The sequence below is a fragment of the Kitasatospora sp. NPDC024654 genome, from assembly GCF_055559155.1.
Genome location: NZ_JBVHLF010000147.1, coordinates 1 through 9,845, shown reverse-complemented (window position 1 = coordinate 9,845; position 9,845 = coordinate 1). Strand labels below are relative to the sequence as shown.

At 67.7% G+C, this 9,845-nt stretch carries 8 protein-coding genes; 5 read left to right on the top strand and 3 right to left on the bottom strand.

Features of this window, described 5'->3' with window-relative positions; genetic code table 11:
* Positions 1-165: 165 nt before the first annotated feature.
* Positions 166-321 (bottom strand): hypothetical protein, encoded by a 156-nt coding sequence (locus ACZ38L_RS37020; protein WP_465702036.1) that lies wholly within the window; start codon positions 319-321, stop codon positions 166-168.
* A gap of 1,317 nt (positions 322-1,638) precedes the next feature.
* On the opposite strand from ACZ38L_RS37020, the gene ACZ38L_RS37015 reads away from it, so the two are divergent.
* Complete coding sequence (locus tag ACZ38L_RS37015; RefSeq protein ID WP_465702034.1) at positions 1,639-2,523, top strand: ParA family protein; 885 nt, start codon at positions 1,639-1,641, stop codon at positions 2,521-2,523.
* A complete protein-coding gene (locus ACZ38L_RS37010) occupies positions 2,516-3,823 on the top strand; it encodes a hypothetical protein (RefSeq protein WP_465702032.1) in 1,308 nt (435 codons plus the stop codon). Before ACZ38L_RS37015 ends, ACZ38L_RS37010 begins: the two co-directional genes overlap by 8 nt.
* Before the next feature lie 379 nt (positions 3,824-4,202).
* Here the strand turns inward: ACZ38L_RS37010 and ACZ38L_RS37005 are convergent, their stop codons facing one another.
* Positions 4,203-5,444, bottom strand: a complete 1,242-nt coding sequence (locus tag ACZ38L_RS37005) for an IS110 family RNA-guided transposase (RefSeq protein WP_465702030.1) — start codon at positions 5,442-5,444, stop codon at positions 4,203-4,205.
* Positions 5,445-5,914: 470 nt separating this feature from the next.
* Between ACZ38L_RS37005 and ACZ38L_RS37000 the strand changes: the two genes are divergently transcribed.
* From ACZ38L_RS37000 to ACZ38L_RS36990, 3 genes are all read left to right on the top strand, one after another.
* Complete coding sequence (locus ACZ38L_RS37000) at positions 5,915-6,382, top strand: hypothetical protein (RefSeq protein WP_465702028.1); 468 nt, start codon at positions 5,915-5,917, stop codon at positions 6,380-6,382.
* Positions 6,383-6,664: 282 nt separating this feature from the next.
* Positions 6,665-9,064, top strand: coding sequence for a hypothetical protein (locus ACZ38L_RS36995; RefSeq protein ID WP_465702026.1), 2,400 nt, complete (start codon positions 6,665-6,667; stop codon positions 9,062-9,064).
* Between the two features lie 125 nt (positions 9,065-9,189).
* Positions 9,190-9,525 (top strand): integrase, encoded by a 336-nt coding sequence (locus ACZ38L_RS36990; RefSeq protein ID WP_465702024.1) that lies wholly within the window; start codon positions 9,190-9,192, stop codon positions 9,523-9,525.
* 8 nt (positions 9,526-9,533) lie between these two features.
* On the opposite strand, the gene ACZ38L_RS36985 is transcribed toward ACZ38L_RS36990, so the two are convergent.
* On the bottom strand, positions 9,534-9,845 hold a 312-nt coding region (locus ACZ38L_RS36985), incomplete at its 5' end, for a transposase (RefSeq protein ID WP_465702022.1).

The following is a 9,845-nucleotide window of genomic DNA, read 5'->3' as shown; positions in this document are numbered from 1 at the left end:
CGCACCCTCTACGACGAGGCCACCGCCTGGTCACACCACGCAACCCTCCCAACCGCCGCTTGACACCACTACGGCATGGGATGTCTGACAGCACCTTGCGAACAGCCTTGGACGTGCAGGTATACCGATAGCCACACCGATAAGTGGTTCGACAGAAGCATCGATTCATGCAGCGTTCAATGCATCAGTGGCGCACCGCAAGGCCACACCTTCCCAATGGACTTCGCCTCTCCATGCAGCATCAAATATAACGATGGAAACTGGTATGGATGTATCGATCAATGTATCGATATAAGCTTTGATGGATACTGCTACCTGCATGCGTCTAACCCTATCGATTAACATCATGATCGATATAACGATACACAAACCTTCTTCAGCAGTGATGGATGCAGCGCTATAACTATCGACTCGACTAGCTAGCTGTCTTGCGACGTGTCTATCCTGCGGCTCATCCGCGCTTCCGACCGTGTTTCCGCTCGCGTGACTGCCGGATCACGTCTCGGCCTGCATGTCCCCCTGCCGCGCGAGTGGCGCACCTGCTGACTGGTCGGCTGACTCACCGGACTGGCTTGCTTTCTTGCTACCTGACAGCTGTGCGCCCTTACTGCTTTACGGTCTGACTGGGAATTCGACTGACGAGCTGTCCTACCGCTTTGGTTGCGATGCTCCCAGCTGCCTGCAAATGGACGCTTTCATCGAGCTGACGAGCTCTCGACTCACCTGCCTCGCTGGTCCCTCAGCGTGCTGACGATTCGCCTTGCTGCCCGGCCGACTTGCTGACGATCGTGGTGTCTGTCTTGCGGGCGTGCTGCCTATGACTACAGCTGTCAGACCAGCAATCTGCTAAATGAACAGCTCGTACAATCACCGACCGGTGTTTCTGCCGTACCCGCGGACCGTCTCGCAGTCCTGCGGCTCTGCTCGCTGCCCGGTCAGCGGCTGCCGCGACGATCGTGCTGGCCGTCTTGCTTCGTGATGAGCTTTCCGGCGATCGCTCGGCTGAGCCGGCGATCTGACCCGCGGCGCCTGGTACGGACTGACCGACTGGCCGGCTTTTCGTCGAGCGGTCTGCCAGGCTTGCCCGCGACCTGCTCCCGCCCCTTGGCAGTCGGCGAGCTTGCTGTCTGGCGACTGCCGTGACCGTGCGTCGCTCGGACCGTCCCTCCGCCGGTGGATCAGCCGACGCAGGGGCACAGTGGCGGCCCGGCAGCCGGTCCTCTGCGGCACATACAGCCGGGGACGGTGCCCGCTGGCCACCTTCTGGGCCTGGCGGCTGCAGGGGTGCTCCCTGGCCGGTCGGTGGCGGCTCGATGGACAGCACCCTGCTTGCTGATCAGGCGTGTTGAGGCAGCTTCGCCCAAAGCGGAGCCCGCTCCGGATCGTGTGGCATCGGTGGCCGACGCATGCGGTGGCGTATCGACCAGGTGATTTGCTCCGGGGTGTCCCACCCGACTGCGACGCGAGCTGTTATCTTCAACCCTGAAAATCGAGTGACAAGAGAACATGATCGCGCTGGCTCCGGGCGACAGCTCGCAGCTAGCGCCACAAAACCGGACATTCATCCCTCATGACGAGTCGTTCGGATCTCGATTGTTCTTGCGTCGGTCGAGTGACGTGCGAGAGGAGCAGCAAGAGATGCAAATCATCACGGTGGCGAACCAGAAGGGTGGGGTCGGCAAGACCACGACCACCGTGAACCTGGCCGCCGGTCTTGCCCTGATGGGTAAGCGCGTCCTGATCGTGGATCTGGATCCCCAGGCGCAGGCCGGCACCGCGGTCGGTGTGAACCTGCCTCAGTCCGAGACGGGCCGCTCGCTGGGATGGGCGCTCCAGGCACAGCTGCAGGGCATCTCCCTGGACCTCAACGACCTGGTCTTCGACCGCAGTCAGTTGATGGGGGACTTCCAGGAGTACGGCGGCGCTCTCCACCTGCTCGCGTGCAACGAGGGGTCGATGAGCACGGCCCAGAACCTGGTCGCAGCCGCCGGCTACAAGGCGACCCCGATACTGCGGCGCATGCTCATGAGCGTGGCCGACCGGTACGACTATGCGATCGTCGATGTGCCGCCCGCCATCAACGCGTTGGCCGCGGTCGGCTGGGCTGCCGGGGACTGGATCACCACGCTGTGCTACCCGGAGTACGCGACGGTCAAAGGGGCTGTCACCCTGGCCGGCTCGGTCAAGTTCGTGAGCAAGAACACTGAGGGGGAGTGCAACCCCCAGTACCTGGGTGTGATCCTCAACAAGACCAGCGCTCCCTCCGCGTGGAAGGAGCAGGAAATCGAGGTGCGCACCGGCGTCGTCGAGGCAGGCCTCCTGCCCTTCCTGTCCGACATCCGCGCAAGCGAGTTCATCTCCAAGGCCTACGGGATGGGTGTGCCGGCCGTCCTGACCCACACCAACCACGCTCCGGGTAAGCAGTACGCGGCGCTGCTGCGGGAGATGCTGGTGCGGATGAGCACCCCCGCGGACCAGTGGCAGATCGCCGCGGCGCCGATGACGGAGGAGATCAGTGCCTGAGCGCCGGCCCAAGAAGAGGCCGAACGTCTTCGCGCAGGTGGTCGCCAACGCCGACGACGTCGTTCAGGCGTCGTTCATCGCCGCGGGGCCGGCACCGGCGGCTGACCAGCCACCCGCTCCTGCTCTAGCCGAGGCCTCGCTCCCGGTACCGGTTCAGCCGTTGGTGCCGCAGTCGGCTGCACCGGCCGCCGCCGAGCCGCCGGCAGCAGCGCCGGTCCCCAGGGAAGAGTCCGGCCCGGCCACGGCGTCGCACACGAGCGTGGCGGTGGCCGAGGAGTCCGCCGCATCTTCCCCGGGTACGGTGCCCGATGCCCGCATCGAGTTCCGGGTCCTGGACGGGCAGTTGGCCGAGCCGCCCGAGCCGCCCGCGCAGCCCGCGGTCGCCGAGGTGAACTTGTCGGTGCACGAGGTGCCGGCGCCGGCGGTTCTGCCTTCGACCCCGCCGGTTCAGGCGCCTGCTGCAGTCCTTGCCACGCCGCTGGCACCGACCACCACGCCCGCGCCGGACAAGGCGGTGCCTGCCGCGGCGCCTCTGCCCGAGGCCGCGCTCGAGCCCGCTCAAGAAGCTGTGCCTGCCGCACCCTTCGATGGCCCGAACGAATCCGCCGAGACTGCTCCCCCCGGCTCGGTCCCGGCAGGGGACGCCCAACTGCCGGAGGCCGGCGCCGGGTCGGTCGACCCCAAGGAGCCCGCGGCCTCCCCGGCGGCCATCCCCGAACCCTCTACCGGTCCCCTGGTTGCGGAGGAGACAACGGACGAGCCTGCTGCGCAGCCCACTCCTGCCAGCAAGGCGGCGACGAGTGCGCCAAGACGTCGTCCAGCTGCGGCGCGGCGCTCCGGACAGCACTGGGCCCACCAGGCGGTGCTGGACAGCTTCGCGAGCGCCACGATCGACTCCAAGAACTGGCGACTGCATGGCTTCCGTATCGTCCCGAGCGTGCTTGCGCTGCTGAAGACGCGAATCAACGCGGACCGGCGCAGCACGGGCAACCAGAAGCTCGCGATCAGCCACTACATCGATGCGGCGCTGCGCCACACGTCCGCGGAGGTGGAGGAGCAGATCGCGTTGGCTCAGGACTTCCTGACGGTGCGCATGGGCATGGTGGAGCCCGGTCGCCAGTCGACCTACCGCGTCGGTCCGCAGGCGTCGGCCTGGGTGTCGGATCTGAATGTGGGGCTTCAGGAGGCCGACTACGGGCGTAAGGGCATCTACGTGGTGTCCGCGTCGATCGAGATCTTCCTGGCAGCGTTGGACGGTGCGGGGGAGCTGCAGCGGCCCGAGCTTCCTGGAGGGCGCTGATCCGCAGACGCAGTTCGCGGGCGCCCGGCCTCGTCATATACCGATGGGTGCAGTCATCAAGCTAATGATGACCGCACCCATCGATATTTTTACGCCTGCATCGTTGTCTAGTGCGCTAAACCTTTCGATCTAACGAGCTGTCTGACTGGCGATCGGTCGGGCGACAGAACCGCCGCACTCGTCACCTAACTCCTTGGCGACAGAACATGCTCTCAGCGCAGGGGAGCTGACATCCCTGCAAATTCGGGACATATGCGGCATCAGGCCTGCCGCAGCGGCCCATCTTTCTCTCGTGTCGAGAGAAGAAACTCGCTGTTATGCGATACGGTGACGCTGCAACACCTGCGATCGGCGAGAGACATCTCCGGGTCGTAAGAAGTCAAGCCGCAACGGTCAGCGATGAGGTGAGAGGGGAGGTGAAGGCACGGTGTTCGTCGAAGAGCTGCCGGTTCTGAAGGCAGTGGTGGAGCTGGCCGAGGAAGCGGTTGAGCAGGTTGCGCTGGGCGCCGGCGTGCCAGTCGCCGACCTCTCGTCGGCGGCGGTAGTGGGCATCAGCTCCGGGCGAGGTCTTCAGGGAGGAGAACGCCCACAGGAATCCGGCGGAGATGAGCCGGTTGTTCTTGACGAAGCGGCGTCCCACGAAGCTCTTCTTCCCCGAGGCCCGGGTGATCGGTGTCGAGCCGGCGTAGGCCTTCAGGCTGCGGGCGTTGGCGAACCGGTGGCGGTCGTCGCCGATCCCTACCAGAAGGCGGGCGGCGAGCTGGACGCCGAGGCCGGGGAAGCTCAGGTATATGTCCGCGTCGGGGTGTTCGCGAAAGCCGGCCTCAACCGCCTCGGCCAGCTCGTCGGCCGCCACGCAGACGGCGTCCAACTGCTTGAGCAGGGCGATGAGTTGTTTGCCGAAGGCTTCCTCGACGGCCGGGGGCTGGTGGGCTGCCGGGGCGCGGAAGACCTCGCGCAGGCGCTCGACTTCGGCGTCGATGCCGCGCTGTCGGCCCGAACGCTTGAGGGCCGAGCGCAGCTGGACAAGGGAGAGCCGGGCCGCCTGGGCGGGCGTCGGCGCGGTGGCCAGGATGGTGCGGGCGTCGGATCGGGCAAGGCCGGCCTGCTTGTGTTGGAAGGCGTGCAGCGCGGCGGGGTAGTACTCGCGCAGCAGCGAGCAGACCCGGTTGACCAGCTGCTGGCGGTTCCAGGCCGCGTCCTGCTGGGCCCGTGCCAGCACGGTGATCGCTCTGGCGTGGTCGGAGTCGGCGGACAACGGCCGGTGCATGGCCATGTCGGTGCGCAGGATGTGTGCCAGGACCAGGGCGTCGCCCGGGTCGGACTTCTTGCGGGAGACGCCGTGGCGGTCCCGGTAGCGCGCGGCGGCCAGGGGGTTGATCGCGAAGACCTTGCGGGTCCCGGTCCGCAGCACGGCGACCAGGAGGCCGTGGCTGGTCTCGATCGCGACGGGGACCGGGCCCTCGGGACTGTCGCCGTGCTCGACGAGCAGGTCCAACAGCACCCGGTAGCCGGCTGCGTCGTCACCGATCCGGCGCTTGGCCAGCAGCTGTCCGTCTTCGTCGACCAGCGCCACGTCGTGGTGCGATTCGGCCCAGCCGATGCCGCAGTACACAGTCAAACCATTCTCCCAGCGTCTTGCATTCGTGCAGGTCACGAGCTCATGCGGGTCACGCGACGCCCTAATCCCAGGACGCGGTGGTCCACCATCTCTGTAGCCGTTCGCGACACCAACGCACCCCAGGGACCCCGAGCTGTGCCAGAGCTCGACGGCCCGCGGAGATCGACAAGAGGTTCGCCCTGGAGCGGGCTCGCACCACCACGACAACGAACACGATCAGAGAGTGGGTTCCGTGGCAGCCTGAAGACACCGGGACGTGCCGCTCTCTCAAGGACTCACAGGCCCGGGGAAACACGAGGCATCGGCCCGGTGCCCGCGCGACCACCACGAAACCCACCACCGTGACAGCGCCGCTCATCTTGAAGGCATCGCAGGCCAGAAGGAACTCAGGCATCCGTCACACCAGTCAGTCCGGAACCCCAAGCCCGGGGCGATCCGGAACTACCTTCACAAAGGATTAGGGGAACGCGATGGCCCAAGCGCTGTCCGCGTACGCCGTGGCCAATGCGGCCCACGTCAGCCAGTCATGGGCCTGGAAGGCACGCGACGCCGGCATCATCCACGCCCCCTACACCGAGGAGGACGTCATCGCACTGCGGGTCTACGCGTGCGTGGCCCAACTCGTATGGCCCGGCGAGCGCCGCGTCCGCAGCGAGAAACACGGACTCGAACTGTGGCAGTCCCTGGCCGTCAACGCCGCCCGTGAGGCCATGTCAGACCCACAGACCTCCTCGGAGACAGTGCTGTGGGTTCTGCAGGACGCCGCGCTCCTGGCCACCACAGCCGGACAGCGAGCCGCCCTCGAACTCGACCAACTCCGCGGCCGCACAGCCTTCCGGCTCCCACTTGGCGAGTGGATCGAAGAGGTCCCCAAGACCCTCAGCCAGCTCCCAGCATCACGGCCGCGCAAGCCCCGCCCACCCGTCTCCATCGCCTGACCACATACCAACCTCGCTGATCCCCACCCGCAAAGGAGCCCGACCTCCGGCCCACACCCCGCTGACCACCCCCTGAAACCGCTCCGGCACCCAACTCGCCGAGCGGCCAGGTTGGTTTTGCCTTCTTCCAGCCCGTAGCTCCTGGAGCAGACCATCGCTGCCACTCCTGGGGGTAGTTCAGTGCTGCCCGAAACACCAACACCAAACCACTCCCACCCCGCAACCCAACACCGCGCACCTGCCACCGAAGCGCCCCAGCCGCTCCTTCACCTTCACCCCGGCATGCGGCTGCGACTCGACACCGCAGTCCGCCACCTCCTCCAGCAGCCGACCTTGGCCGGCCTGCCCGACACCACCCGGCTCGCCGCAGTCGTCCTGCTCGCCAAGTCCAACCACCGCAACTGCCGAACCACGACCCGCTCCCGTGAACTCGGCCGATGGCTTGGGGTATCGGAGTCAACCGTCGACCACACGGTGCTACCCCAGCTGCGCGAACACGGCATCATGCGTTCCCGCCCGACAACCGACGAACTCGGCCAGACCACCGGCCTCGAATGCGTCCTGATGCCCACCTGGCGCACCCGGGCCGACGGCGATCCCACCCATCCACTGGCCCTGACCCGCACCGAACTCACCGTCCTGCTACGGGTATGCGAGGCACTCTTCGCACCCGGATGGGGAGCCGACCTCGCCGGAGCCGGACTCCTGGCCAGCGTCACCGGACGCGGCGCGGCCACCGACCGACTCGCACTCCTCCTCCTCGTCCTGCAATGCCGGCCCGACGGCCGCGTACGGCTCATCGGCGGATCAGTAGAGCACAAGCGCGGACGCCTGGCCGCCACCGTGGCACGCCACCTCGGCTGCTCCACCTCAGCAGGCGCCAAGATCCTGACCCGCCTTCAGTCCCGCGGGCTCGTCGAACGTGTACGGGTAGCCAAACGATCCGGGCTCAACAGCGACAGCCGCCTGATCGTGCCGGCTGTCGCCGCCGCCCGAGCCACCCACCGCCGCCGGGCCACCGGTCACGACAACACCCCACTCGCCGTACCCTCTCGTACTCCCGCTGCAGCGCCGACTCCTGCCCACCAGGCTGTCTTTGCGCGCCCGGCTACTGCACTCGGCGATCACAGCAAGGCCGCCACCGCCACCGCCCATGTCATGACCGGCCCACAAACGTCGAGCAACCCTGTCACCGCAGCACTTGCAGAGCACCCCACTGCTGCGGACCCTCACACCACTCACACCTCAGTGGTCTCCGTCAACGGTGAAAGTCCTGAAGTAGGTCGCTTTTCCGGCGCTTGCGCCGTTAGGGTGATCCACCATCGGCCGGAGCGCGCGGGCGCGCGCGAGGACGCGGGCACCTCCGGCGTGCCCACACTGCGGCTCGTCGGCGCTGGGGAAGTCCCGCTGCGCGGGGAAAAGCACCACCACGACAACCAGCACCACCACCGCCCTGGGCAGCCCGAGATCCGACCGACGCCCGCCGTCGGCCTGCCCCGGGACGCCGCGCTGGCCTGTGCCCTGGCGCCGGTGGATCACCTGTGGCAGCAACTGGCAAACCCATCGACCCGAGGGTTCCTGCTCCAGCACGTCCAGCGTGCGGTGGCCGGCATCGCCATGTGGACCGGGAAAGACGACGCTCCGCGGGCCCTGGCCCACCGGTTGGCCTTCCGGCTCAAGCGCCAGCACCTCCAAGGAAATTCGCACATCAGCGACCCGGTCGCCTGGATGCTGGTGCGCGGCCTGCCGCAGGAGCGGCAGTGCCAGCACCCGGCCTGCGACAACGGCATCCGGCTGGACACCGACGAGGACTGCACCACCTGCGACCTGCGAATCGAGGGCCAGCGCTCCACCCGGCGCGCAATCATCGGACAGGTCGTCCGCCAGCTGCCGACCACGACCTTCGACCAGCGCCAGGGCGCGATCGAGGACGCGCTGCGCGGGCACGCCCTGGCGCGCGCCGAAGGCCAGGCCGACGCCGCGCGGCGGGCAGCCGAGGCCCAGGCACGGTGGGAGGCGCAGCGGCCGGAGCGGGAGGCGACTGCGGCTGCTGCTGCGCGGGAGCGATTGGCGGTGCCGTGCGCGGACTGCGGCGCCGGGCAGGCGGCGGGACTGTGCCGGGCGTGTGCTCGGAGCCGGGAGATCCGCGCAGGCGTGCACGAGTGCATCAACATCACGCTGGCAGCCGACGCCAACCTGTCCAGCTACGAAAGTTTCCGCCAGGTCTGGCAGCAGACCCGGATGGAACTGCGCACCGCTCGCGAACAGGCGCGGCGCAGCGCGGCGGACGAACAGATGGCCGGAGCCTCGGAGCTGCTGGCGGTTGGGGTCGCGCTGGGCGAGTACCGCGCGGCGGCGCTGCGCCGGTTCGCGGCCTCGCAGGCAGCCCAGGAGGAGGCCGAACGGGCCTTCGAGGCGGTGATGCGCACGCGGCACCGTTACTCCAGCCCGGCCGAGGCGCGGAAGGAGGCCGAGCAGCAGGCGGGGCAGGCCCGCACCCGGGCCGCGCAGTGGCTGCTCCAGCGACGGTTGGCGGCCGTGGAGCAACTGCGGGCGCGGATCGCCGTTCGCAGAGCCCCGGCCGTTCAGGCCGAGCCGGACCCGTACGTAGAGGGCGCGAATCGGGCCCGGGCCGCGGTGAATGCCCGACTCGCCAAATCCCATGCTGAGCAAGTGAATTGACCGTGGCCGTCCGTGCCTGCCCTGTGGGTGCCGATAACCCTGTCACCTACGCTGAGCTGCAGCTTCAGGGTCACGATGTGATCACGTCGGGAGTGTGCGCGAGCCCGGCATCACACGCTTGGGACGTGACGTTTCGTCTTGTCTACCGATTCGGCTGCCTCCTGCTCAGCTGGCTGCGTCTGCTGGTCCGCTCCTCCGCAGCCAAGGACGTCGAGATACTGGTGCTCCGGCACCAGCTGGCCGTCCTGCAGCGCAGCAGCCCCAAGCCCGTCTTCACCCGCGGCGACCGCGCCGTGATCGCAGCCCTGTTCCATCTCCTGAAGAAGCGTCACCGCAACGGCTTGAAGCTGCTGATCACTCCGCGCACCGTGCTGCGCTGGCACGCGAAGCTGGTTGCACGGAAGTGGACCTACCCGGCGCGCCGTCCGGGCCGCCCGGCCAAACCCGGCTCTCCTGCTTGATGTGTGGGTCACACTGTCGTGGGTTGGCGTCCTGGGAGGGTGGGGCGGGGGCCAGCGAGGGTGAGTATGACCAGGGCGATGACGGCGTCGGCGGAGTGGAAGCCGAAGCCTCGGCGGATGATTAGGCGGGTCTTGGTGTTGGTGCTCTCGATCAGTCCGTTGGACAGGCCGGTGATCAGCGCGGCGCGGATGGCGTCGTAGTGGCGCGTGATCATGCGCTGGAGGTCAACGAAGGCGGGGATGCGGCAGCGCCGGGCCCAGTTGATCCAGGCGTCCAGGGCTTTGAGGGCGGCGGTGGGGCGGTGCTTGGCCAGGGCGAA